This is a genomic window from Myroides sp. LJL116, assembly GCF_054871685.1.
Genome location: NZ_JBTXLR010000014.1, coordinates 46,324 through 72,568, shown reverse-complemented (window position 1 = coordinate 72,568; position 26,245 = coordinate 46,324). Strand labels below are relative to the sequence as shown.

The 26,245-nt window shown below is 30.7% G+C and carries 28 protein-coding genes; 6 read left to right on the top strand and 22 right to left on the bottom strand.

Annotation, left to right across the window (positions count from 1 at the left end; translation table 11 throughout):
- Together ACYSNM_RS10875 and ACYSNM_RS10870 are read right to left on the bottom strand one after the other, a co-directional pair.
- A partial coding sequence (locus ACYSNM_RS10875; protein ID WP_461755984.1) for a transposase occupies positions 1 to 190 on the bottom strand: 190 nt, incomplete at its 3' end.
- A gap of 53 nt (positions 191 to 243) precedes the next feature.
- Positions 244 to 420 (bottom strand): hypothetical protein, encoded by a 177-nt coding sequence (locus tag ACYSNM_RS10870; protein ID WP_461756932.1) that lies wholly within the window; start codon positions 418 to 420, stop codon positions 244 to 246.
- Positions 421 to 533: 113 nt separating this feature from the next.
- Here ACYSNM_RS10870 and ACYSNM_RS10865 point away from each other — a divergent pair, with 113 nt between their 5' ends.
- Positions 534 to 902 (top strand): hypothetical protein, encoded by a 369-nt coding sequence (locus ACYSNM_RS10865; RefSeq protein ID WP_461756931.1) that lies wholly within the window; start codon positions 534 to 536, stop codon positions 900 to 902.
- A 331-nt stretch (positions 903 to 1,233) separates the two neighbouring features.
- Entirely contained in the window at positions 1,234 to 1,935 is a 702-nt protein-coding gene (locus tag ACYSNM_RS10860) for an SIMPL domain-containing protein (RefSeq protein WP_461756930.1), read from the top strand.
- Between the two features lie 185 nt (positions 1,936 to 2,120).
- Here ACYSNM_RS10860 and ACYSNM_RS10855 read toward each other — a convergent pair whose 3' ends face one another.
- The 8 genes from ACYSNM_RS10855 to ACYSNM_RS10820 all read right to left on the bottom strand — a co-directional run bounded on the left by ACYSNM_RS10855 (position 2,121) and on the right by ACYSNM_RS10820 (position 7,555).
- Positions 2,121 to 3,086 (bottom strand): hypothetical protein, encoded by a 966-nt coding sequence (locus ACYSNM_RS10855; protein WP_461756929.1) that lies wholly within the window; start codon positions 3,084 to 3,086, stop codon positions 2,121 to 2,123.
- Between the two features lie 225 nt (positions 3,087 to 3,311).
- Positions 3,312 to 3,788 carry an SMI1/KNR4 family protein gene (locus tag ACYSNM_RS10850; protein WP_461756928.1) on the bottom strand — a complete coding sequence of 159 codons (477 nt, stop codon included), beginning with the start codon at positions 3,786 to 3,788 and terminating at the stop codon, positions 3,312 to 3,314.
- A gap of 58 nt (positions 3,789 to 3,846) precedes the next feature.
- Positions 3,847 to 4,365 (bottom strand): hypothetical protein, encoded by a 519-nt coding sequence (locus tag ACYSNM_RS10845; protein ID WP_461756927.1) that lies wholly within the window; start codon positions 4,363 to 4,365, stop codon positions 3,847 to 3,849.
- 20 nt (positions 4,366 to 4,385) lie between these two features.
- Positions 4,386 to 4,943, bottom strand: coding sequence for a hypothetical protein (locus ACYSNM_RS10840; protein ID WP_461756926.1), 558 nt, complete (start codon positions 4,941 to 4,943; stop codon positions 4,386 to 4,388).
- The gene (locus ACYSNM_RS10835) at positions 4,933 to 5,679 is read right to left on the bottom strand and encodes a hypothetical protein (protein ID WP_461756925.1); all 747 of its coding nucleotides are present in this window, start codon (positions 5,677 to 5,679) and stop codon (positions 4,933 to 4,935) included. Before ACYSNM_RS10835 ends, ACYSNM_RS10840 begins: the two co-directional genes overlap by 11 nt.
- Before the next feature lie 237 nt (positions 5,680 to 5,916).
- Positions 5,917 to 6,366: a hypothetical protein gene (locus tag ACYSNM_RS10830; protein WP_461756924.1), complete on the bottom strand. Its 450-nt coding sequence runs from the start codon at positions 6,364 to 6,366 to the stop codon at positions 5,917 to 5,919.
- Positions 6,367 to 6,469: 103 nt separating this feature from the next.
- Positions 6,470 to 7,051, bottom strand: a complete 582-nt coding sequence (locus ACYSNM_RS10825) for a hypothetical protein (protein ID WP_461756923.1) — start codon at positions 7,049 to 7,051, stop codon at positions 6,470 to 6,472.
- Between the two features lie 6 nt (positions 7,052 to 7,057).
- A complete protein-coding gene (locus ACYSNM_RS10820) occupies positions 7,058 to 7,555 on the bottom strand; it encodes a hypothetical protein (RefSeq protein ID WP_461756922.1) in 498 nt (165 codons plus the stop codon).
- Between the two features lie 961 nt (positions 7,556 to 8,516).
- On the opposite strand from ACYSNM_RS10820, the gene ACYSNM_RS10815 reads away from it, so the two are divergent.
- Positions 8,517 to 8,840 (top strand): NINE protein, encoded by a 324-nt coding sequence (locus ACYSNM_RS10815; protein ID WP_461752855.1) that lies wholly within the window; start codon positions 8,517 to 8,519, stop codon positions 8,838 to 8,840.
- Positions 8,841 to 8,905: 65 nt separating this feature from the next.
- Here ACYSNM_RS10815 and ACYSNM_RS10810 read toward each other — a convergent pair whose 3' ends face one another.
- From ACYSNM_RS10810 to ACYSNM_RS10755, 12 genes are all read right to left on the bottom strand, one after another.
- The gene (locus tag ACYSNM_RS10810; RefSeq protein ID WP_461756921.1) at positions 8,906 to 9,253 is read right to left on the bottom strand and encodes a helix-turn-helix domain-containing protein; all 348 of its coding nucleotides are present in this window, start codon (positions 9,251 to 9,253) and stop codon (positions 8,906 to 8,908) included.
- 283 nt (positions 9,254 to 9,536) lie between these two features.
- Complete coding sequence (locus ACYSNM_RS10805) at positions 9,537 to 10,007, bottom strand: hypothetical protein (protein ID WP_461756920.1); 471 nt, start codon at positions 10,005 to 10,007, stop codon at positions 9,537 to 9,539.
- Between the two features lie 513 nt (positions 10,008 to 10,520).
- Positions 10,521 to 11,966 carry a hypothetical protein gene (locus tag ACYSNM_RS10800; RefSeq protein ID WP_461756919.1) on the bottom strand — a complete coding sequence of 482 codons (1,446 nt, stop codon included), beginning with the start codon at positions 11,964 to 11,966 and terminating at the stop codon, positions 10,521 to 10,523.
- Between the two features lie 195 nt (positions 11,967 to 12,161).
- Positions 12,162 to 13,412 carry a hypothetical protein gene (locus ACYSNM_RS10795; RefSeq protein ID WP_461756918.1) on the bottom strand — a complete coding sequence of 417 codons (1,251 nt, stop codon included), beginning with the start codon at positions 13,410 to 13,412 and terminating at the stop codon, positions 12,162 to 12,164.
- A gap of 269 nt (positions 13,413 to 13,681) precedes the next feature.
- Entirely contained in the window at positions 13,682 to 14,185 is a 504-nt protein-coding gene (locus ACYSNM_RS10790; protein WP_461756917.1) for a hypothetical protein, read from the bottom strand.
- 7 nt (positions 14,186 to 14,192) lie between these two features.
- Positions 14,193 to 17,252 (bottom strand): ATP-binding protein, encoded by a 3,060-nt coding sequence (locus ACYSNM_RS10785; RefSeq protein ID WP_461756916.1) that lies wholly within the window; start codon positions 17,250 to 17,252, stop codon positions 14,193 to 14,195.
- The gene (locus ACYSNM_RS10780) at positions 17,252 to 17,734 is read right to left on the bottom strand and encodes a hypothetical protein (RefSeq protein ID WP_461756915.1); all 483 of its coding nucleotides are present in this window, start codon (positions 17,732 to 17,734) and stop codon (positions 17,252 to 17,254) included. The genes ACYSNM_RS10785 and ACYSNM_RS10780 overlap by 1 nt, the downstream gene beginning before the upstream one ends.
- A 7-nt stretch (positions 17,735 to 17,741) precedes the next feature.
- Positions 17,742 to 20,012 carry a dynamin family protein gene (locus ACYSNM_RS10775; RefSeq protein ID WP_461756914.1) on the bottom strand — a complete coding sequence of 757 codons (2,271 nt, stop codon included), beginning with the start codon at positions 20,010 to 20,012 and terminating at the stop codon, positions 17,742 to 17,744.
- Between the two features lie 271 nt (positions 20,013 to 20,283).
- Positions 20,284 to 20,880 (bottom strand): hypothetical protein, encoded by a 597-nt coding sequence (locus ACYSNM_RS10770; protein WP_461756913.1) that lies wholly within the window; start codon positions 20,878 to 20,880, stop codon positions 20,284 to 20,286.
- Between the two features lie 67 nt (positions 20,881 to 20,947).
- On the bottom strand, positions 20,948 to 21,844 hold the full coding sequence (locus ACYSNM_RS10765; RefSeq protein WP_461756912.1) for a helix-turn-helix transcriptional regulator: 897 nt from the start codon (positions 21,842 to 21,844) through the stop codon (positions 20,948 to 20,950).
- 105 nt (positions 21,845 to 21,949) lie between these two features.
- Positions 21,950 to 22,582, bottom strand: a complete 633-nt coding sequence (locus ACYSNM_RS10760) for a YcjF family protein (protein ID WP_461756911.1) — start codon at positions 22,580 to 22,582, stop codon at positions 21,950 to 21,952.
- A gap of 93 nt (positions 22,583 to 22,675) precedes the next feature.
- Positions 22,676 to 23,566, bottom strand: coding sequence for a helix-turn-helix transcriptional regulator (locus tag ACYSNM_RS10755; protein WP_461752846.1), 891 nt, complete (start codon positions 23,564 to 23,566; stop codon positions 22,676 to 22,678).
- A gap of 334 nt (positions 23,567 to 23,900) precedes the next feature.
- Here ACYSNM_RS10755 and ACYSNM_RS10750 point away from each other — a divergent pair, with 334 nt between their 5' ends.
- From ACYSNM_RS10750 to ACYSNM_RS10740, 3 genes are all read left to right on the top strand, one after another.
- On the top strand, positions 23,901 to 24,176 hold the full coding sequence (locus ACYSNM_RS10750; RefSeq protein ID WP_461756910.1) for a type II toxin-antitoxin system ParD family antitoxin: 276 nt from the start codon (positions 23,901 to 23,903) through the stop codon (positions 24,174 to 24,176).
- A 211-nt stretch (positions 24,177 to 24,387) separates the two neighbouring features.
- Positions 24,388 to 25,296: a hypothetical protein gene (locus ACYSNM_RS10745; protein WP_461756909.1), complete on the top strand. Its 909-nt coding sequence runs from the start codon at positions 24,388 to 24,390 to the stop codon at positions 25,294 to 25,296.
- On the top strand, positions 25,290 to 25,925 hold the full coding sequence (locus tag ACYSNM_RS10740; protein ID WP_461756908.1) for an ATP-binding cassette domain-containing protein: 636 nt from the start codon (positions 25,290 to 25,292) through the stop codon (positions 25,923 to 25,925). The genes ACYSNM_RS10745 and ACYSNM_RS10740 overlap by 7 nt, the downstream gene beginning before the upstream one ends.
- Positions 25,926 to 26,245 lie beyond the last annotated feature (320 nt).

Sequence of the window (26,245 nt, the reverse complement as noted above, 5' to 3'; positions counted from 1 at the left end):
TAAGTTCTTTTGATTTATCAGATACAGCAGGCTTTAATCCCGATTCTCCCTGAGAATCGAATTTCTTCTTCCATGAGTAGAAAGTACCTGTACTTAAACTGTGTTTACGACAAGTTTCTATTGCCCCGTATTCTTCTGCTTCCTGTAAAATTGATAGCTTATCAGATAAGCTCCATTTCTTGTATTTCATAAGTCCAAAGTTATGTAATTAATTTATTAATTTCACTCCAGCTTATTTAGGGGCTAATATAGATCTTCATTCTTAGTTTGAAGAAATAAGGTCAGCTTTTCTATTACAGCATTATTTTCTTGCGTCCTACTTACAGAAGGAGAAACCGAAAGTTTAATTTGATTATCAATCACCTGTGCATAAATAAATGCTGTGATCAATAAAAAGAAAAATAATAGAGTCTTACGCATTATCTATACATTTTGGATATTATCTAAAGATAGAAATTTATTTTTTTAATTATAAATAGAAATGATTATCCATCAATAACTATAATAATTACCTATCTTGAAAATCAAAAACTATGGAATATTCTAAAAAATACATTAAAAGCTGGTTCTTAGAGAACAACCCTGTTTTCACACCAAATATTGAAGATATCTACCATGAAATCGAAGAAAGGTTAGAAGGATTAAGTCCACAAGCATGCAGAATAGAGCTATCTTCTTTTCTAGCATTAAATTATAGTAATGAGCTTTTGGATAGTGTAGAGTCTGAACTATATGAAAATTACGAGGATATAGTACAAGAGTGGAGTCAATTAGGAATATTCAAATCAGAAGTGGCTTGCATAGTAATCAACTTAGAAATGCAGATCCCTGATAATCCTGATATCCCAGTTGAAGATTTGACAAAGTCCTTCATTCAAGAGTACATATCAGATTATATCTGAGATTAGCAACCAAATAGGCATTACATGACAAAGAAGCCAGCTGATTTAAAACCCTTTAAGATCAGCTGGCTTTTTTTTATGTTGATATATTTTTTAGTTTAAGCAAATAGATAGTACCATTTAAATGGTACGATAGAGGGTACTTATACATGGACATATTATTCTAATTAATAGCTGCTTGTATTTATTATTTTTGTAGATTTAATAATTCTAAACCTAGATTCTTTTAACCTATAATCAACCTTAGTATCAACTATTTGAATTTCCAAAATTCTGTAATGAATCTATGAAAGAACAAGATTTAACTAACATTTCCCCAATAAAAAAGACTATGAAAAAAACTCTTTTATTTCTTATTTTCCTTTTCTCTGCAAGCCAATTATTAGCGCAGAAAAATTATCTAGATCAACCCTTTATTGAAACAACTGCTAGAGCAGACTCTTTAGTTATACCAGACAAAATTTTTATTTCGATCCATTTAAATGAAAGCGATTCAAAAAATAAGAAATCTGTTGAGGAGCAAGAAAGACAATTAGAATCAGTATTAAAGAACTTAAATATAGATACTCACAAAGACTTATCCTTATTAGACTTCTCAAGTAATTTCAAGCAATATTTCTTGAAAGGACAAAGTGTGATAAAAACAAAAATGTACTCTCTTTTAGTTAGAGACGCAGTGACTGCCGCAAAAGTTTTAACTGAATTAGAAAATGTAGGGATTTCAAATGTAAATATTGAGAGAACAGAATATTCTAAATCACAAGAACTTTTACTTGAATTAAAATCAAAAGCTGTATTAAAATCCAAATTAACAGCGGAGAGTTTAGCTAAACCACTACAACAAAAAGTAGGAAAAGCAATTTACATTTCAGATGATAATTCTATTTCTAATGCATTACAAGGTCAAGCTCTAGGAATTACTATTCGAGGGATGTCAAGTTTATATGGTGCAAAATCAATAGAGCCCATGTATACTGAATTCCAAAAAATAAAATTTGAAGCTGAAGTAAATGTTAAGTATATATTAGAATAAATACTTTACTAGATATTAAAAACCCTAAATTTTAATACACAAGGACATCTGTAGAACTCCCTAAAAAAGGGAAGCCTATAGATAGGTTATAATAACTCAACAACTTATAATAGAGCTATTTTCACTTTAGTTATTAGACAATAATACTTCAAATAATTTTCTTGATTGGCTTTATTAGCGTCCTATTACGGTATTATATTTAACTGATAAAGTAAAAAGGGATTGACTTGCTCTCGCAATTCCCTTACAGATTCAGGAAAAGTATATGTCTTTGGATATTTGTCTCTAAACTCCGCTTCCATATCTCTTAAGTGACTTGAGAAAAAATAGTCTTTGAAACCTTGAACGGAACTACTCCCCTTTGCATCTTGCCATTGATAAAATTGCGCTAGATTATCATTTATTGCCTTGGCAAATAAAGGATCCTCAATGTTTTGTACAGTAACCAACGAAACACTTACTTTTGGCAATTCGTTATAAGGTAACTTGGTTACAATAAAGTCTATTTTATCGTCTTGAAATTGACTTAGGTAATCTTTAAATTCTTGCTCTCTAAATAACTTATTAGCTGACTGTTGGAATTTACCTTGCTGATAGTTTTTGTCTTCTAATAAATGGCGATTCTGCCTAGTAACTAAAGGACTATTTAATAACATCTCTTGTGGTAAATCCTGGTCTAATCCAAAGTCCCAATCAAAGTCCGATTTCTGTATAAATAATTGATTGCTCACTTTAAAAGGAACAAATAATTTTGTTATTGTATCGTTGAAACTTAGTTGTACAGAATCACTTAGTATTCTTGTAGCATGCGCAATAAACTCTGGAGTAGCTCTAGAATCGTTCTTATCTACAAACAAAGTTTTTAGAAAAACATAAGAGCTCTGTGTTGGATTAATAATAGCAGTAGAATTATTTACACGTCCTCCATTGTGAAAGTTAACCTCTTGGTCTAGGTATTTTAAAGTGTGTTTTCCAAATTTGATATCTACATCCAATTTACTATTGGCAGGAATATCATAAGCTGTTTGGTCAATGTAGACACTTATTGCTTGATCAGTTGGATTATCGATTGTATACTGGTTAGAACTAGATTGACATGCCATAAGCAAAAGGCAAAAACAAAGTAAAGGCAAAAACAATAAACTTCTCATATTTTCTTTTTTATAAAAATACCTAAATCCAACTAAAACAACAAATTAACATGATTCTTTTAATACATTATTTTGTATTTATACTTTAAAATTATTTTTTTAAAACATTTAAAACTAAGATAAAAACGATTTTAAGAGGCTTTTACTCTTAAAAGAAAATTGGTAGTTGTAATAGACTAATCCCCCCCTACTCTATAGATATTTTATAAAATACATAGAGCCCTACTAAAAATCCCCTTGTATCTCATTTACAAAACCTTGCCACTGAGTTAGGAGGTAATCTTCAAAAGAGTCGAATATTTTATTCTCAATTTTCTCTAAGGCGCAATTATAATTATACACAGGGTTTTGCAATGGACTACTACATTCTAATACCCAACAACCATTGAAAAAATCACTACTTATTACAACATAATTATGCGGTAAGTTATAATACTTTCTGCCATAAAGAGTAGCTCCTTCTAAGGTATAAATATTATCCTCTACTGCATCTTGATCCCATATCCCATTAGTATGTAATTCCTCTATAATACCACCTCCACCAAATTCTTTCAAATAAGAGCAAATCTGCTGATCTAATACTACTTGTAAACGCTCACCAAGTTCTTGAATAGCCTTATCAGATGCACTCCCGAAGAACTCTACCTCCTCACCTACCTGTTCAACTTGCTCTACTAAATATTTAAATTTTTCTATATTCATTCCTATCTCATTTTTTAATTTTTCAATCCTTTAGGAGTGTCTCCTTGTGTTTTAGGTCCTACAAGTTTATCTGTTCAACTTCTATTGTCTTTGTCCAAATGCTATATGGAGCTAACTCTACAGGAATCATCTCTAACTCAAAGTAGTTTTCAAATTCTCCCTCTATATCCACTTTTAGTAAGAAAGTATCACTACTTCTAGAAAGGGTAAAATGATACGTATGACCACCTGGTATCCCATTATAATAGTCATTCAAAATAAAATGTCGGAAGATGGTATAGTAGCTATTATCATAAACAACTAAGAAATCATTTTCCCCTACCTTTTTCTCAAATACCTCAGCCTTCCCATTTATAAACACCTTGTCTTTAAGTCCTTTTGTAAAAAGCTTTTGATCAGAGGTAGAATTAATAGAATGAGAAACGCGTTGTATCTCGACTTTTTCAATAGATAATCCATCCTCTAGAGTGACTATTACACTATTGTGAGTTTGCTTAAAGCAGCTCTCCCATAATAGTATGCTAATACCAACTACTAATAAAACACCGATACAAAACTTTAGAGTTTTACTTTTCATCTTCTATTTTAAGGTAATACCTATTGATTTGTAGTAATAACGATAGATGCTAAGGGGTTTAGAGAAATGGAATCCTCAGGAGAACCAAAATCACTTCTAGGTAATTTTTGATATAATTCAATTTCTATAGCAGCTGTGTTTTCTGGAATATCCACTCTTTGCTTTTTAGTATAATTATATCCAATGGTATTATTACCTTCTTTTCCTGCTACTCTAGCAACCTCAACAATATGCACTAAATAAAGAGTGTCTCCTTTGACTTGTTTATCCAAAGTAATCTTTGCTATTCGTTGAGCTCTTAATCCAGAAGAAGATAAAAATCCTTGTAACTGATATTCTAAACTCTTCTTACTCTCATGTAAAACAATAATACTAGGCTCTAGCATACCAGGGCTTATTTCCATTGTTTTACTGGAGCTAAAATCATTATCTGATGATTTTTGCAAAGAAGGGGTAGAAAAAACTGTTTCAAGTTGTACTCTATAAGAAGATGTTGAACAACTAAGAAAACTAAATATGCATAATAAGCCCATGATTTTCCATTTTAAAGCCATATTTACCTTGTATTTATCCATCATAATCCATGCTTACTACCTCTAGGTTATCTACACAAATATCTAAAAGGTGATCTACTAAATTATTATCCCCTGCTGTAATTCTAACTTCCATATCATCTCGGCCATATAAGTTAAAATGTAGGCTAAATACCTCTAGAGTAGTATACCAATCTGCGTTAGCATTTAACCCTAGTGAAGCTTCAAATGACTTATTATAAAATAGAATAAGTTCTTCTTTAAAATTTGCCATCTTAGCTAATGCATCATTGATCATTTTAATATCAAGAGCGTTTAACTCTTTTTCCTGTTCCTTGTATAAGTAAACCCTATCACAGGAAACTTTCTTTTGAAATACAACTACTTCCTTATTTCTTAGATGATATGCATACGCTTTATCCGACTCAATAAAATCAGATAATTCTAAGATTGTAGGAGTGTGGATTACTATAGGCTCTCTTGGATCTTTTCTAGCAAAAGTATCTTTAATCAAGACTGCCTTTTCTTGTAATACATTTAAACGAGCTGCTTGCTTGAAAATAGATATATCAGCAATTTCTTCGTATAATTGGTAAGCCTGCTGATGAAATTCAAGTAGAGTATAAAGCCCTACTAAAATCTCTTTCTCTGCTATAAGAAGTTCCTTTTGTTCCATCTGCTCTTTAAGCGTAAACAAATCAGTCAATAAGCTATTATCCTTGTACTTACTAGTCCTAAACTCTTTCGATAACTGGTTATATTTCTTTTGTAATTCGTACATCCTTTATTTATTTAATAGAGTGCTTGTCTGCTTCCTTTTTACAATTATGCCCTAAGCTATAGTTCTACGTTGTACTAGCCGATTCCCTTTATTTTATAAAGGATAACTTCAAATAAAAGTTATCTAACACAAAACATGTGAACCATTAAACATTAGCTACTTTACGAAGTTGTTTCTTACTTAATTAAGAAACATAGGTAGCTACTTGTTATGCAAATTGAAAGACAGGTAAAAGCTTTATTCAAATGTATCTATCATATTGAAGTTTGTGTCAAAGTAATTAGTAGAAATCTTTACTTTATCTCTCTCTAAATTATACTTGCGGATTTCCTCTAGTTCGAAAGACGTCAGCTCCTTTTTATAGTTCTTGTCTTTTTGAGCTATAATATTTTCATTATAAAATAGAACATACCCCACAACAGGTAGGCTTTTATCCATTTGATTATCTAGAAAATTAAAATAGTAAAGAATAGATTCTTCGTTGTAAAAATCTACTTTAAAATCTATTCTTTGTCTAATTACCTTCAAACCTTCCTTACCATGAACAGCCAATAAGGCTACTTCTTTGGCATCACATACTAAACTAAACCACTCAGGTAAAGCGTATATAACTTTATGAGAGTACCACTGGTCTTCTTTTTGTTTTACTTGAGTGAGCATCTGCTCTATCATTGTGTTTCTTTCCATATTCAGCTTTTTGTACATCTTTTTAAGAATACTTCTTACTACTTAACTTTTCGCTTGAGAGTGTCTTTGTCAACAGATGCTACCCTTTTTAGCATCTTTTATATTAAACAGCTTTAAGGCGTGGTAAAACTTCTTTCACGTCTTGTATAGTCTGCTTTATTAAAGCAATTAACCGTTGTCCTTGTTCTGTATTCTTGTTTACATGCACTAATACTTGTAATGATTTTGAAATGACTCCTGTACCATAATAAAAGTAATCTAGGTCGTCTTTGCTCTGTTTATATTTATTTAAAGCAGCCTCTACATGTTCCTCTTTACAAATACGTGTGATTCTTTTTTCTCTAAGCACCGCATCTCCTTTATCCGTTAGGATGGTATATACCTTTTCTTTATTCTCTTTAGAGTCTACAAAGCTTAGATACCATAAAGCTACTTCCCTAAAATAACGGTAATTACTATGTATAGAGGTAACTTCATTTTCTAAGAAAAGCTGTCCTATTTTTACGCAGTACTCGAAGTTGGGATATTCTCTTATAAAAAGAATTTCTAATAGCTCTAATAGTGGTTCATAAGTATTTTTATTAGCCATATTAAAAGGCTTATTCTCTATTTTAGTGATTAACCTACCCTCTACCTCTAATAGGTTATCTTTTGGTAGAATATTTTCTAATTCTTGTGTTATCATCTGTGTTTAGTTTAACTCTATTTTAAAGTAGCTATCATGCACGCTGAAATAAGCCTTTGTATTGCATTTATCCTTACCACTTGCTAAAGACCAACAAGACAAGAACCACTTTTCAAACATATCACATCTTTGCTGGTTGAAGTGTTCTATTTCATCTAAAATATCCTCATCAGATAATTTATCTTCCAGGTATAAGTCATCTTCTAAATCCATAATACTATCTAAAAGGACTTTAGGTAAAACTCCTTCTTTATTATGTGTTGGAAGCTGAGTGACAGAAGAACCAATTAGATCCCCACTTTGATCCTCTTTCCAATAGTAAAGTTGTAAGTCCTCAAAACTATATTCAAAATAGATAGTACTCACTTTATCACTACTAGAGGTACTATTCATAGTTGATAAAGTCTCTTGGCCAATAAGTTCTATATCACTAATTAGATTAGAGGTTAAACTATCTAAGCGATTTTGTATTTGTTCAAGTAAAGAAGTCGTTTTCTTTTGCATTCTATTTTATTTAAAAGCTATAGGCACAATCCCGAGCTATTATAACAAGGTAAAGGTAGTACTTAGGGGTATAAAGTGAAATCCCTATTTTCCATGATTTTATAAAATATAGGCATACATAATAGGTTAAATATGTAGAGAAAGAGACAGATAAATGTGAACTAAAAAAATTAATACTTAAGAGTAATTCCATTTGTTTTTTCGTCCCAACAAAGTATTTTCACTAAAAAGAAATAATTGATATGAATGTTGATAGAATTAATAAAAGACTAGATTATTAATTAAAAGCAATACTATCTAATAAACTTCAACGAAAAATGTACTATTTCCTATCCTTTCATTAGAGGTAGAAAATACAAACAGTTTTATACTTTGGATCAGAAATTTACTGAAAATCGAAAACGAGTGAAATGGACATCGTATAGTTATTTCTACTAGGGACATTTTGAGATAGTTCCCTAGAATGAAATCATCTATTTTAAAAAGATTATTTTGGTAGAAAAACAAATCTCATAGCAGCTATGACATTTTGAAAATCTACTGGTTAAAGGCTACACAAGCCCCAATTACTATTCCCACTAAGAAAAGTCTAAAAGCAAAAGTAATTACTTTGCGTTTATCAAGTTTGAATTCCATATGCTTAGATTTACTATTTAAATTAAATATAGCAATTATTCCCGAAAAGTAAGCTTTTTAAAAACATTACTTCAATAATATTCAATACTTTATAAACAACCTAGCCAGGCTCTTTTTATACTCTATCAAATGAAAATAAATATACAAAATAACACCTACTATCTATTTTAAACTTTGCGGCAAAGATTAAAATCACACTAGAATAACTTTTATTTACAGTAACTCTTTCATTAAAAAAAACGGAAAAATAGATTAATACACCATTTAATAACTTTTATTGTTCTAAAAAAGGTATTTTTGCCAAATAATCAACATAACAACTATCATGAAATCTACTGGCTTAGCATATGTATTATTAATTTTTTTTGGCTATTTAGGTATACATAAGTTTTATTTAGATAAAAACTTAATGGGAATCTTATATATATTTACCTTTGGTTTTCTAGGTATCGGTTTACTTATTGATCTTTTTACCTTAGGTATCCAAGTAAGGAACTACAACCGCACACATCAATTAGAATACTCAAACTTCAATAGTAGACCTCAATCGGATATAGCTGATCAATTAAGTAAGCTAAATGAATTAAGACGCCAAGGCGTCATTACAGATAGAGAGTTTTCTGAGCAAAAAGCTAGAATATTACGTTAAGATAACTCTGAAAATATAGAAAGTAACTAACCTATATCCCTTGCGGTATTGGTTAGTTATTTTTTTCACCAACCTAAATCTGTGTTGTAATCCTCTACCTTCTCTTTCTTCTTTACTCGTTTTGGTAAGTTTTTCTTCCCTTTGGCTAAGCGTAAAGGACTTATTTCTTCTCTTTCTTCAAATTGTTTCAAAATATATAAAGCATCTAGCATTCTTAGTATTTTGATTAAGTTAAGTAATGAAATACCTTCCCCTCGCTCTAAAAGGCTAACCGTAGATCTACTGAGTGCAGACTTTTCTGCTAATTCTTGTTGACTAATATCTTGCTTAATACGATCTTGTTGTACGAACAGACCAATCTTACTTAGAATTACCTTATCTGATAAAATGTTAATGTCGGATATATTACTCATAAACTTCGTTTATATATATTAATGAATGATATTTCATTCATTATCGTATTCTTTTTATTCAATAAAATCCTTTATAAATAAACATTACAATGCTTATTCAAACACAAATAATGTATCTTGCCCTTTCAAATGCACATAATACTACTAATAGACTTATTACGTGTATTAAAACCTAATTTGAGCTCCAATTTCAAACTAAAAAAACACTAAATGTTTATAAGATCTTTTTCTAATTAATATAATATTTTCAGACTCCCTTTTAAAGTCGGGAGTGGAGAATATTTTATAAAATTTGTAATCGATCATTTGCTTGTTGGAAGTATTTATCCACTGGTAAGAGGACATAAATATCTTCAAGGTCAATACAAGTTTCCTTAATACCATCAAGAGCTAATTTTAATCGCTTAATTTCTCCTGATGCAAATTCTTTCGCATTAATATTAATTAAAAGATATCTTTCTAAAACGAGTCTGTGAATATCTCTTGTCATAGAAATAATAGCATTTATTAAATATAATGTTTCTTCTTTTTTTATGCTATCAGTAATGTCATCAATCCAAGATTTTTTTTCAAAGAGCTCAATTAAATTTTCAAGAAACAAACAATCTTTATTGATAACGGATTGCAATTTCAAGGTGGAATCTAAAATAGAGTCTATAACTATGACTTCTTTGCTTCTTTTCAACTTTAATACAAAAGCACTCACATCATTAAACGTCTGTTTAATTTGCTTATTTGCTGTTGTATAGTCCATAATTAATTATGGTTAAAAAAATATTCGAAATAGTTAAATATTTTTATAGTCTTAGTAAAAATTCCGGCCCAAAGTGAACAGGTAAGATTAACAAATTCATACTGATTAATAAGCACTTATAAATATAATTGTTTAAAAAACTAAGATAATAATTCGATAAGAATATCTACAAAGAAAATTAATTATTTTATGTAATTAGCCTACTGTTATACTTACAGATCTGTATTAGACATTCTTGTTTATCCGATAACTGCACCATGTTTAATTTCACCATTTGATATTTATAAACCATAATAACGCCACTAATCAATCAAAGGGTATAACTAACCAAAAAGCGAAATATATCCGATTGTAAACACTACAGGTTTGAAAGGAATCATCTCTAAAACAATTGCTACTAAAGCTAGAAAATTCTCTTCAATGATTGAGTAATTAAAAAGTTAAGTCTAGAACTATTTCTATGTATACTATTACTTTAACCAATAGATTAGCCTCTTTAAAAATACATCAAAATTATAACATAGCATTTTTTAGCACTTTATGCATTTTCTTTCTATTTGGATACAATTTAATAATAGAGTCTATAAACTCATGTATTTTATCGGATTCTAAAGGATATAAATTGCTCCATTTTTTAAGCCATTTCCCTATATGCATGTAGTCTAATAACTGGCAATCTTCTTTCAGTTGTTGTAAAAAATAGTCAGTAAAAATAGGATAAAAGTCCTCAAAACAATACTTCTTACTTAAGTACTTCCAATACGGAAATAGATAAAATATAATTTTTACTTCAACTAGTAAGTCGAATAAGTCCTGTCTCCTATTTGCAGCTTTATAAATAGGTAACATAACGTGAACAACTTGCCAGTAATAGTCCGGCGTGTATTTTTCAAACTTTGTCTTTAGATTATTCTTTAATTTGGTTATTTCTTCTTCAATAACAATATTCCACTCTTTTCTAGTATAGGATTTTCTCCATTTCCCCCAATAATATAGATCACCTGGTACTAGGATAAATACGTAATATCTACCCATCTCTCGAAGTAATGGAATATCTTGTGTTTCTATAGCCAGATCTAATAACATCTGTTTAAATATCCACTCATCCTCTGAGCCTATTTGTATGTATTTTTCTAAGGTATTTTGCATTGACTCTTTAGCCTGCTTGAAGTCTTGTTGCTCAAGTAGTTTTAGCACTTTACTTCTTTTAAATGTCATAAATTGATTATTTGCTTGTTCCGAACTATCCTTCAAATAAATATCTTCCATTAGTTCAATGGAATTAAGTTCAATTTGCAGCAGTCTCTCTTCCAATGAACCTCCCTCAACTTTTAAGGATTTCCTTATAGTGGTAATGTACTTTATAAACATATCTAAAGTATAACCTTGAAGAGAAATAGAACTATAGGTCTCTAGCATTTTAAAACCATAATCTCCATAAGCAAAATAATAATCTTTAATCAACTCTGCTTGATAAAAGCGTATTAAGTCTGCTATATGACGTACAGGCACATCGAAAAATTTGGTATCTTTGGAACGAACCATTTGACTTAAGCATTCTATAGCTTCCTCTATAAGTTGACCTACTAAATCCTTATTATTACCACTGACTTCTAAAAGGGGAGCTACCTCTCGTAAAAAAATAGAACAAAAAGCAAGAGCTGTTTCTACCCTTCCTTCTTCTAATATCTCAATAATAATTGTAAACTTCTTTCGTAGTTCCTGAATTAGTCTTGAAAACTGCTCATTATTTACAACGCCGTCTTCTTGATAACAAGAAATAGTTTTCTGCACTAGATTGGAATAAAACATTTTAGCAGATTTCCAATCCTTTTCTTCTTTACGAGCTTCTTCCACCCATATTGGAACTATTACGTGGTTCGGTAAACAACGAGTTTCAGAGCTTGGATTGCTTTGCAAAGCAGACCGTAGTAAGCGTACATCTAAATTAGATCTCATAATAAAATTATTTAAAGTGAAGCATAAAAATAATTTTCCCCGTATTCCAAAAATACAAATAAAATGCCTTCTTTCAAATAAAATCACATCGTAAAACAGGATTCAAATTTATTTAGAGTCCAAATAACAAATCCTCTAGTTGCTAAAAATCAATAACTTAAACACTTTACGATTCTATTTCCAATTAAATCCATACTAAGAATTCACCATAGGAGTACGCACCTCAACTAACACACCATGCAACTGTTCTTGTTTGTTTAGTAGATCGTTAAAACAATATAAATCTCCTTGGTATAGGGTCTGAATAGATCTATTATGGAAAGAAATTCTAGTATAAGAGAATCCTGGATTCTTTCCTGGTAATACATCTTGGATAACTAGATTTTTTATATCAGAAATATCACAAAAGTAACAGTACTGTCCTGCTATAAACCCAATGGTATTATTTTGGGTATCTACCCAGATGGCATTGGTGCAATTTGCTTTATCCTTTATAGCTTTTGGAGAAAGATAAACCCCTTGCGTATCCTTATAATCAGGATAAAAAGACAAGTTCTCTTCTAATGGGATAACAGTAATATGTTCTAAATCACTAAAAGGCGCTTCTTGTAGCACTACACCTGTGTAATCCCTTTTATTGTTAATCATCAAATAGGTATGACGGTCCTCCGTGGAAGTTTCTCCCTCAAAATCATAGATAAAGCTAAACTCTATATCACTTATTGCATATTTAGTATATTCCCTAGTATCTGTTTTCCAAGTCTCTATAGGTTCTTTGTTTCCACTAGATTTTTTAAATACAGCTTCCAAATCGTAATAGCTACCTACATTGTTCTGTTTGTTGTAAACATCTACAAAGTAATTTTCCACAGCCATATCTAAGCGCTCTTTATTAACGCAGAACTCTAAATTCTCCACTAATAAATTTCCGATTCTAACCTTGGAAGTAAATTTAAAGTAGGTTTGTTTATTAGGGGCTTTATAAGACACCCCATAGGTAGATCCAAGAATCTCTTTGTAAGAGGCATCCCATAAGACAAAAGTTGTCTTATCTCCTATTACCTCAAATCCCTTTGTTATATCATTAAAATCCCCATCAAGCACCTTATAGTTAGGCTGAAAAGTTTTAAACCAAATAGGTTTTCTTTGGTCTTTTGTTTGAGCTAAAGTCTCATAAAATACTGTATCATCAAAGCCAAATCGCTTAGATAATACAGGGTATATATTCTCAAGTACATCTTTATCTAGTACAACAAAATGTCTACCAGGCTTATCTCCAAGTAAAAGGTATCCTTGCTTATCCTCCATACAAACGTAGGCTAAATGCAAAGTGGTTAGATCCACCTTACCAACATGGTATCCATTTACAAAGGTTAATGTATCGCCTTTCAAAGAAGTTTGAACCAAAGGCGCTTTTTTCTTAGCTGTACTTTTGTTTTGTGCCATGAGAATTACTTAAGTTATAGATTCAAAAATACAAATAGTATTGTATAGTTACAATTGACTGCGTTGCTAAAAAAAACAAATGCTCTTAAAATGCTATATTACAAACTACAATAAATGAAGGATTTTACTATTGAACTATTAGTCCATTATAAAGCGAAGATAGACTTTAATAAAAAAACTCTAATTCTATTCATAATGAGGCGACTACCTAGAATAGAATTAGAGTTTAATATAAGTAATTTCATACCACTATGAGTAGGAAATTTATCTTATTCTTCAGTGCCTTCTTCCACTTCTTTCTCTAAATCAGCTAAGGAATGAGCATCTGAATTAAGTAAACTCAAGAAATCTACCTTACCACCTAAAGCCGTAAATTTACCTTGTACTTCCTGTAACTGATCTAAGACACCTGTAAAAGTCTCTAATACTGATTTTAATTGCGTTAAATCTTCTGGAAGATTTGATAAAATCTCCTTCGCAAAGTTATTAATTCCACCAATAATTCCTGTTGCTTCCTTCACGACTTCTGCTTCATCAAAATTCTCTGGACTGAACTCCATTTCTTCTTGAACAGCTGTAAGTTTTTCGGATGCTTGCTCAAAGGATTCTTGCCCTTCTGGCGATAAATAATTATTCAATTCTTTAAAACAATTTTCTTTAAAACTGGTACCTACTTCTTTTAAAGATTCACCTAAACTTTTTCCCTCTTTTAAACTATCAATACCTTTTTGTAAACCGTCTGTTGTTAGTTTTGTTAGTGTTTCTTTTATCATATCTATTTTATTTAATTGCCAATCCTCTTAAATCTAAATAATTTTTCACATAATTATGTATTGGAACTACTGTATGTACATCAAGCTCAGTTATACTAGCTAATAGTTTTCGAAGATTTAAATTTCGCTGACTACTAGAAACTCTCTCTCCAATTATCAAAGGATGTTTAATAATAAAATTATATCCTATCTGTTCCAAAATAAAAGATTCATCTTTAACACTGAGTGCCTTATCTTTTTCATATTTCCTTACTAATTCTAATACTCTAGAAATACTATCTTGTTTACTGCGGGCCTCATATATAAACTTAGAATGCTTAGAAGTAAATTTATCAAACTTACATTGAATAGCTTCTTGCCAATTATTTTGATAAATTGCTGCTACTCCTGTTTCCAAATTTGCTAATTCCCTTATTTGCTCTTCTGTTAGATTCATTGCTTCACCAACCAATTTACGATCTTCAAAGTCTGGTAATCGCAAACAAATTTTAGTATTAGTATTTCTAATTACAGACATATCTAGAAGTCCTGGAGCTTGATCTGCAATAACAAATCCTTCACCATATGTTCTCATCTCAGCAATAGAATTAGCAATCATTTCTACTGATTTCCCTACCAAATTAGCACTATTCATTGAAGAATCACTAGAAGTTCTCTTTAAAAGATTATGCGCTTCTTCAAGTACAGTGATATGTTTTAAATCACTATTATTACTTTGTTTTGTTGAGATTCTATATTCATTTAACTTCATCAATAAAATCCCCATAAACAATGCTTTACTCTCAGAAGAAGCAACCCTTGATAAATCTACTATTACATTTTCATCGAATAAATCTCTATCAGGAATAGAATCCGAAGAAAAAATCACCTTATTTATACCATTTGTCATACTTCTTACTCTAGATACTAAAGCTCCTTCGTAATTACTTTTCACCTCCTGAGAAAAAACACTTTGTGAAATAACCCTCTCTAAGGATAACAGTAATTCCGTAAAAGTAGGGTAGATAACTTTTTCTCCATAAAACTTAGACTCATCTAAAAACCAACCTAATGATGTGTATGCGTCTTCAATAGCCTCTTTTAAAATATTAGGCATTGCAGCTTCCATTGGCCAACAAGCATTTAATATTTCAATAAATCTATCAATATGCTCATAGACATGGATTTCATCAGGAAATTCAAATGGATTAATCTTTAATAATTCTGACACGTTAGGATTTGTACCATAGACATTAACACCTTTTCTATTACCAAACTCATCCTTATATTCTCCTTTCACTGGCTCAATGACCATAAACTTTATATCATTTAAAATAAGTTTATCTAATAAATTATAAGTTACATTCGATTTTCCAGAACCTGTACTCCCAGTTACAAAAATATGACTCGTAAATTTATTATAATCAAGAACAATATCATTTTCAAAAATTTTATTATAATTATAAAGTTTTCCTATAGTAATACCCTTGTCTACTTTTATATCTGGATTGCTTCCAAAGGGTGTAATTTCAATAACGTCTAGGCCTTTGATTGATTTATGAGGGAAATTTATCTGAACCGTTAACTCATCGGTTGTAACTGCTTGCCCTAAAAAACCATAATCAACAATTCTAGGTATTTCATATCTTCTTAAATATTCAATAACCTTATCACGTTCCTGCTTTTGTAAAACGCTAAATGTTTTTACCACTGCAGCTTCAAAATTAGATTCAGCTCCTTTTACAACACCATTATAAATATTGGCAGCAATTACACTATTTTGAGCAGTAGTGGATAAGAAAAAAGCTCCCACGTTCCAAAAACCTACTCCTTTACCTTGTTCTAAACGGTCTACTTGCTTATCTAATCTATCTAAAAAATTGCTTACCTTTTTATTTGTAAAAGTTTTTTGTCGGGAACTATTTATCCCCTTACTTTCACTTTTTGTATTACTCGTAGATTCATTGGTAGAATTTGTATAAGATGTAGAGTTTGTATAAGATCTAGTAGTCCCACTTGTTTTACTGCCTTCTCCTTTTTCCTTTAGATCTAACAATCCTATTTTTCTACTTTTTAGATCATTGGAGCCTGTTAGAGTATCTTTAACTAAATCTTTACCTGCTAAAACACTTCCTACTCCTAATGCAATTGGCGCTGTTCCTACTTTTAGTGTAAACTCCAACATCTTAGCTAATCCGCCTCCTGTTTTTGATCCCGCTCCAAAAAGTCCATTTAGCATTCTACGCCCTAACCAAGGAGTAGAATTTATAGAATTACTTGTGCTAGTACCATCAGATGTACTAGTGGTAGTTGCTTTTGAAGAGGAACTACCACTAGTGAAAGAAGAGGAGGAACTTTGTGAATAATTTTCACCTTCTGTTACAACAAATTCTTTTTGACTTGATAATACACTAGAAATTTTCTCATAAACATCCAAGTTAGCATCTACCATGCTACTTTGGATAGGGTCAGCAATAAAAATAGCGGTAAAATCCTTACCATCCATTCCTAAGATAAGGTTTTCTATTCCTTGAATAAAAGAATCGTCCTCTTTGTTTTTTAAAGAAGGTATCCCTACAACTGAAGTAATCTCATTACATTTAGAAAAAGCTTTACTATTCAAGTCTAAAACATGGTCATTACGTAATACTGTATTGTTATTACTAAAAGATGTCCCAGGAAAGTTCCCAGTCAGTGCTCCTTTTAGTACTTCAGCTTTTTCATTTATCGCTTGCGATGATTTTACACCGATATATAGTTTACAAACTTTACCATCAGATACTATCTTATAAATAAGAGAACTATTAATTGAATGTAATGCACTAAATACAGATTTTAGTTTATTAGAAATCTTAACATCTTCTTGATAAACGAACTTCTCCATACAGAAAAATCTAATATTCTCCATAATCTCGTCCCTATTTATCTTCTTCAAAGGTACTTCGGACAGGACATTATTAATATTCAAGATTTCTAGCTCTTGATTATAATAGTATTTTTTTTGCAATTCAAACACAATTCGCTCAAAATCTAGTTCACTGCCCTGTGAGCTAGATACAACCTGCTGCTGATCTATTAATGATTTCATTAGTCTACAATTAAATATATTAGAATTGCCCCTAGTAATAAGCCTCCGCCAATTAACAAGTATTTCTTCTTTTTTTGCTCGTCCTCATAAACTTCTAAAGTTTCATTCTCTTCTAGTTTATAAATGCCATCCCTTTTCATTTGGCTTTCATAAGTATTGAGTCCATCGTCAACTACTTCTTTATAAGCTACTGCATATAAGTCGATGAGTTTATCAAAACGTTCTTTAGAAAAATTATCTTCCATATTAATAGCTTCATCAGCATATAAACTTTTAAAATTGGAGTTTTCCTTAGCCCAAATTCCATTATGCTCGTCAAAAGTAAAGTCAGTATGTAGATTAATATATTCTAGAGCGTTGTTAAGTTCCTTTCTATCTCCTTTCAAAAAGAAAATAGAATTTAACAACTCTTTTTTTAACTCTTCTATATTTCCCTCAGCAATAAACTTCATTAGGAAATCATTTTCTGTAAATTTTCTCATAGTCTTATTATTGTTGTAAAATAGAATAGGCTTTTGTGTTTTCTAAAATTCGCTTTGTTTGTTGTAATTCATTAATTAATGCAGTCTTTTTAGACTCGTCGGAAATAATTCCTTGCTTAGTGTTTTCAAATACTTGTTCTTTCTCACTTTCAATATACTCATCCATCTTACTGATAAACTCTTGATCCATATTCAATACCTGCTTCTTAAAAGCTAGCTCTCCATCTGCAAGAATCTTATCCAATTCATTCAGAGCTTCTCGTCCATGACGATTATAAAATTCACTAACGTTTACGATCGTTTTATTCTCAAAATAGGTTTCTTCTCTTTCACCTACTTTAAATCCAAAAATTTTTTTAAATCCAAAAATTTTTTTATCAACAACCCTCCTTTTCTCCTCCTTAATTACTCGTTCATATTGCCCCAAAATATTACTCTGAAAACTATTTATTGAATTTAAAAGCCTAGAATTAAAAAGATTAGTTGCAGTAGATGTACTTTCAATTTTAAAGTAATTTTGAGAAAGATCTTTCAATGTAAGTAAACGTTTTTCCAGAATCTTAACCATACTAGAGTTAAGTGTAGTTTCCATACCACTCTTAGCGTTTCTTAACTCTCTGTTAATAGTCTGTAAAATACTATTTGCTTCTACCTTATTAACTTTATCCTTCCCACTAACTAAAGCTTTCAAATTATTACTTACTTGAGTAATTCTTTTCTTTTCATTATTTAGTCCCTCATCACTTATCTTTAATTTTTTAATTTCATTACTAAAGGTTTTTTTTTTCTGATCTATTTCATTTAATGCCTTTTCTTTTTGTTGTACTCTTCTTAAAACATCTTCCTGTTTTGATTTATTAAGCTCTTCTTCTCTATTTTCAATACTACTCTCAACAACGTTGTATACATTTTGACTTATAATATACAATTCTCTTATTAAATTCTTCTGATGATGATCTTTTATATAATCCTCTATATATAATTTCAAACCTTCTAGTCCTGAGAAAACTAAATCTGCAGATTTTTCATCTGTAATAACTTTCTCTAACAAATATTCTTTCTTTTCTGAGCTCAATGATGAGTTCTCAACAAGCTTATATCCTTCTAATCTCCTTTCTTTATTGGGTTTGATCTTCTTTCTAAAAGCTTCTAAGGAATCTTGCTCAGCGTAATCATCTTCCGCTAAATCCAACTGAGATAACTTGGCATACTCTGCACTTATTGGAAAAATTTTGGGATTCAAAATTCCATAAGTCTTCAAATTACTGATCACCTTTTCAATTATATCCTCAATACTCTCCTTATTCTCTTTTGCATTAACTTTAATTTCGTCAACACGATTAAGTACGAATAAAATTCGTTCTAAAGTCTCCCCATTTTCTTCAATTACGCGACTAATTTCTTCGAGCATCTCTTTTTCATCATTCACTCTTAATTGTTGGGCATTTAACACGAATAGTATAATAGGCAAGTTCTTACTATCCTTAATATAGGTATAAATACTCTGACTATGTGCACTATTTTGAGAGTTATTTGGCCCAGGCGTATCTACAAAGCTTAAATTGAAGTTATGTGTATTTAAATTATTAACTGGTCCTTCAATTTGAATACGTAAATCAGATTGGGAGTTCGCTTTTTCATTCCAAGTAGAAATAAACTTATTGTCAATACTTGGAACCTCTATTTTCTTATCCTCTCCTTCATATACTAAACCTTTGAAGCTTTTCAAATCATTATTAATGGCTATCTCACAAGTTGTAGCTGTAGTAGCTTCGTTATATGCAGGTAGGATGTTTTGTCCCATAATTGCATTTAAAAGAGTTGACTTTCCAGCACTCATAGTTGCAATAACAGGTATCTCAACTTTATTATTTCTTAAAGTTTCAATCTTTTCTCTATGTGCTTCTATAGCTTCAGAAATTATTTTATCTTTACTATTTAAGGTTACTTCGATGAACTCTTCAACAGCTCTATTTCTATCTGTAATAACGGATTGGTTTATTTCATTCAAACAATATTGAATCTTAATGACTTTTTCAGAATCCAATAATTCTTGAAGGTAAATTCTTTCATAAACATCTAGTCCATGTACATCAATAACAAAACTCTCATTATTAGTTACATGCTTAACTTTATTAATAAAACTTCCAAACCAATCCGTTATTCTATGCCCCTTACCATCATTGATAACTTGTTGTAAACTAGATAAAACATTACTATTTGTACAGTTTACACTTGCTTCATAAGAAAGCGTATTATATTCAATTGTAAATTTCATTCCTTAATTTTAGATTTTAAATATTCCAGTTTTTATTGTATTAAGTTGAAGTTAAATAAGAATGACGGAGATACATCAATTTATTTTGTAAACTATATAGTATTGTTAGTAAATCTCGATTACTAGGCTTATTAGATTGACAACCTTTTTTTCTAAGTACTTTTCTAACCAAATACTTCAAAAAAGCCATCTATAACTCCCAAAATATGATATGCAAATATCCTAGACTACATCAGCTCTCTATTAAATTAGAACAAAAGAAATGTTCCCCTTAACTTTGTAGGAATTCCATAATTCTTAAGTGCCACCAATCCCAACTATATCCTGCACTAGGATGAGTGATACTCATTACTTTGACCTTTTTATTATCGGATAATAAATACTCCCAGGTTTCAATTGGCTCTTCACCCTGAAATACAATATCTTTGCCTTGTTTACCTACATTGGGTAAATTGTCATACAACCTTTTTCCCCATACAAGTACATAATCTGGTCTTAATAGCTCAAGTGCTTCAAAAAAGGCAGAAGTAGACTCTTCAAACTCCTGTGTACTTGGTGATCTTCTTGGTCCAGAAATTGGAAATTGAACATAATTATAAAAAGCAATAGAATCCCAAACCTGCTTCTTTTTTAGTTGATCTAAATCACTACCTATCATACTTTTGGCAAACTTTGTATAAGTATTTTTGTAAGGTTCATGAGCACTAAGAGGATCTAGTATATCCTTTATGATATCATTTGTAATACTAGAGACAGCCTCACTCGGGTCATTACAATAATGACTCTCTCCTAAAACTAAAACTTTTTTGGATTGGAATCCATCTTGGTAGTTTTCTCCAACCCATGGTGTAAATTTGATTTTATTCATTTCTTTCTTTTTATATTAATCTTATATGTATTGTAAACTCTAGAGTATCTGGAGTTCCTTTGTTGATTTATTTGGAATATAAATCGCTTAATTCTACTATTATTTGAGCTATTTCCTCTCTTAAAGCAAGTGGCTGAATTACTTGACAGTTACTCCCATACTTCAATATTTCCATCTTAAGTTCATGGGTAGGATACACAAAAAGCTCCACGTCAAATTCATATCCATTAGCACATATATCTAGTATGACTTGACTAGAATGTATAGGAAGAGATTCTAAATACTTATATTGAGATATATCAAATCTTAAAACTATCTTTTGAAGCTCCCCATAGGTTTCAATTCCGATGGCATCTTTATAGTGCTTATAGACATCAAAATCAATGGGTTGTTGTACTTCTTGAATAATAGCTACATTGTGCATTCTATCTAAAGCATAGTTTCTGATTGCCTTTTTATCCAGATCATAACCGATTAAATAAAATCTACCTTTAGCTTCTTTAATAGCTATGGGAACACATTTCCTGTCACTACTATCCTGCCAATAACTATCTAAAGTAAAACTTAGGGCATGACTATCTTTAATACACTTAGCTATGAGTTCAAAATATTTAGTCCCCTTATCAATAGTTTTCTCTAAGAACAAGAATCTACCAAATTGCTGTTGATTACTATAGGCAGAGACCACATCAACGGCTTCAATAAAACGATCTAATTTCTCTACTTCAGTTTCTAGAACAATGTGGTAGTAGTTATTTTTCCTATCAAATTCAATCTCCACTCCCCAAATAGTTGCAATTTCATTGCAATCCCTTTGAAAAGTTCTTGGACTAATTTGAATATCAAAGCCGTCGTAGTTCTGCTTTTCTGCTAAATAATTTTGTATTTGGATAAAGGTTCTACCTCCATTTCGCAAACATTCAATGATTGCGAAATGTCTTTTTATAAAATGCTTTTTAGACATATCTTCTAATTTGACTAACAAATATACAAGTTATCCCTTTGCTTTTTATCCACCTCAACAATCCTATAGTCCTATGCTAGTATTTGTTTTATTACCCTTTATAACTTAAGAGTTCTTATAGCGCTCCATCTCTTTTTCAAACTCCCTTTCTTGTTCTTTAGTAGGCTTAATGCTGTCTTTATTTTTAGAGTATTCCGTTTTACCTTCTTTGATGATATCTTTAATACTCTCTTTATTATTTTTCATGAAATCGTTCACTTCTGATTTTACCTCATCTGCTGAGAAATCAAAACGTCCATCGTGCTTTTGTGCCAAGAGAGTTAATGCTTTAAAATAAACATAACCTGAAGCAAGAGTAACAGCATATAGCGTACCTGCCATTAAAGCCATACCAGCAATTGTTCCAATTCCAGGAATGAGTTTAAAGACACTCCCAAGGGCTACTCCAGCAGCATAACCAAGTAAATTTGTTGCTACTCCTGATACGATGGTCTTGACGATGTTTTCCTTTAATTTTATACCTAATGTCTTGTTTATATTGAGATACATTCCCCATATCGCAGCTCCTGAAGCAACCATATCTACCCCTGGAATTGGAATAAAAGCAGCACCTACTGCAAATACAGCATGTGTCTTAACAATCCCTACTAATTTCTCAGGTAAGATTTTACTTGCTGAAGAGTCAATTGCTATAAGTAAATTAAAGGCTGCTTTGTATAATTTCGTATTGGAATTCATTGTATTTGTTGTTTTAAATGGTTACTTATTTTTGATTTAATAAAGAGTAATAATCTCCTATTACTTATTTTGTGGATTTGCCTTTTACTTTAGTTAAACTCTATATAACTGAGCTAGTTCCTTAACTATATCCAGCATTTCAAGGCGAAAACTCTCTGGAGCTAATACCTCACAATTACTGCCATACCTAAGTAATTCCATTACCAGGTCATTCGTTGGATATAGCTGTAATTCAACTTGGAAAGTATAGCCTTCTTCTTTAATTATTTTCTGAGAAGAGTGAATAGGAAGGGATTCTAAGTATTTTAGCTGGGATTGATCAAAGCGTAGAACAATGCGACTTACCTCTCCATAAGTCTCTATTCCAAAAGCGTTTTGATAATATTTACTTATGTCAAAATCGGGTGTTTCATATACCTGTTCTAAGACACCAAACTTGGAAATTCGATCTAATCCATAATTTCTGAAGTCCTTCTTGTCTAAATCATATCCGATCAGATAATATCTATTTTGAGACTCCTTGATTCCAATGGGAATGCATTTTCTAGTAGAGGGTGCTTGCCAATAACTGTTTAATGTAAACTTAACACCATAATTATTTTGAATAGCGTAACCTATACTAAGTAGAAATTCAGTTCCTTTTGCTTTTTTATTCTCTAGATGTAGATAATCTCCTAAGACTTCTCTTTTCTTAAAAGCAGAAACCACATCAAATATTTCTATGATTCTTTGATTGTAATCTTTTTCTAAATCATCTATAATCTCATAAACTCTTAGTGATTTATTATACTTGATTTCAACTCCCCAAACAGACTCAATGTCTTTGCAGTCTCTTTGAAAGGTTCTCTTACTAATATTGAAATCAATACTATAATAGTTCTCATTATCCTCTAAGTATCTTACAATGTCTTCAAAATTTTTCGGACTCTTTCTAAGACATTCAACTATTGCTAGTTGCCTTTTAATAAAATCTTTTTTAACCATTGCTTATTTATTTATAGGACAAACATAAAGTGACACTCGGCCATATGTTGTCGCTAAGGAAAAAGATTTTGTTTTTTTGTGATAATTCGGAAACTACTACTGTATAATTACAGCTCTGAGATGGTGTTTAGTTAATATAAGTATCTCCTTTAAAAATGGAGATTATACTAAAAAACAATACACTACTAATAACTTTACGCACTTCAAATAAAAGCATCAATCCATTTTATTTAAATACTTTATAAACAAACAACAACTCTTTTCAGTTGGAAATAATTTGGAATAAATACCTTATATTGGTATGTATTTTTTTAAAAATTTAAATAACGACCTTATGGCTAAGAACACATCCATTTTATTAGGTGATTATTTCGATAAGTTTATAAAGACACAAATAAAAAGTGGGAAGTATACTTCAGCAAGTGAAGTTATTAGAGCTGCTTTACGACTATTTGAGGTAGAAGAATCTAAAAAAACAGAACTTTTACAAGAATTAAGAAAAGGAGAACACACTGGTTTCTCAACTAATTTTGAACGGGAGAACTTTAAGCAAACTTTGCATCTTAAATATGACGCCAAAGAAGACAACTTACAATTCCCAGGAATATAGTTGGATTCATAATCCAGTCTATTTTTTATAAAATAAACTAAATAGCACAAGATTATTATAAATGGCAAATACTTCTAATTTTAAATTCCCCCATTTCATATCTTCTATGACTAAATATATAATGACTTAAAAATTTTTAAGTAGCTTTAGACTTTTATACAAGTAACTTACACTCTTAGGATTTGCCCTATAATAATAGTAAGTAATCGATATGACAGAGACCTCCATTAGGATCATATATGACTTAGTCAACATTCGTCTTCGTAAGTTTATTACAAGAAAAGACAAAACAGCAATAGGCTTAATTTGTACGGCATATGGCTTACTTTGCTATTTATTATACGCAAACTGGAAAGAAATTGGCTTTCTTACTTATTTTTTGTTTTTGGACAACCTAATTTATCATGCCACTAGAAAGGATATAAATCTACTTAAGGTATTTAAACATTATAAAATGATACTCTTTGCAGAGTACACCTTTTATACCTTACCACTTTTATTGTTGCTACTTGTAAAAAAACAGTACCTACCCATTTTGTTAATTCTGGTGGTAACCTATGGCTGTATTGTATTTATGCCTAAGATCAGGACAAAGAAAATCCAATATCCCTTTTACTCTATAGATCCTTTTTGGCGGATATACTTCAGAAAATACTACCTAGCTTTAGTAGTAGCCTTTCTACTGTTTATCCATTATATGGGTATTAGAGTAGCAAATAGTAACCTACAAATCTTCTGTCTTCTAATGGCGAGTCTTCTAAGCTGCTTACCTAGTTTTGATAGAGAAAATCCTATAGAGATAAATTATAATCCATATGTATCTAAACAGTATTTAAATCTCCTTATAAAAGCCAATCTCTTAAATAGCCTTTATCTATTTGTTCCTTTTATAGGCTTATCCTTGATACTGGTAAAAGACCCTAATATATTACTATGGGCGGTATTAGCTATACTACTAGTAGGATACAATGTTATTTTAAAATATGCTTTCTTTCAAAGTCCTTTAAAGCAACAGCTCTATTTTACATTTACCTTTTTAGCAATGGGCTTACCTTTACTTTGTGTACCACTGCTTTACAAAAGAGCTATTAAAAACTTAAACCACATCAAAAAATGCTAGATATTGAAATTTTGCAAAAGAAGTATGGCAATCAAATTGTACTTGAAAATTTACATTTACAAATTGATTCTCCGGGTATATATGGCATAATAGGTAAAAATGGACAAGGTAAAACAACTCTTTTTAACTGCGCCTTACACCTAGAAGATTTCCAAGGACATAGCCTTTTGCAAAGGGAAAAAGTTTGTTTACAAAATACAGGGTACTGCCCTAGCGAACCTCATGTATATGATCAATTAACTGCCATAGAGTTTTATCAATTCTATGCCAAGTTATTAAATGTACCTTTTCAAAAAGGCCAAGAGCTATTCCCGGTGGACTCTTCTAAGTTAATCAAAGACTTATCCACTGGTACCAAAAAGAAAGTATACTTAAATGCAATATTGCAAAAAAAGTACAAAATGTATTTTTTAGATGAGCCATTTAATGGGTTAGATATAGAGTCGAATTGGATTTTAATGAATGCCTTAAAGCATTTAGCTAAAGATACTATAGTTGTGATATGCTCTCATATACTTGAAGTGTTATATAGTAATTGTGACACCATCTATATGTTAAAAGACAAACAACTTACCTCTTTTAATAAGGAAGAATACCCACTGATTGAAAAGGTCTTTTTTGCACGATAGAAAAAGGTTTGTGCTAAAAATAAAAATACTCTTTGTAAAGTATCTAAATACCTTTTATAGTCCTAACCACTACTATTATAATATAAATTTCAATTAAATATAGCCTTTTTTTATATTATAATATAAAATCTAAAACGTATCACATAACTGTTTATCAACACAATAGTCAAAAAACATAAAAACCTTACATACGCATACTTAAAAACAAATCTTCAAAAGAAAATTAAAACTTGACAAACAAATCAAAGAAGATGTTTATGGGAAACCTGGAACTCCAAGACGAGGTAATCTTGAAAAAGATTTTGATTCGTTTACTAGGA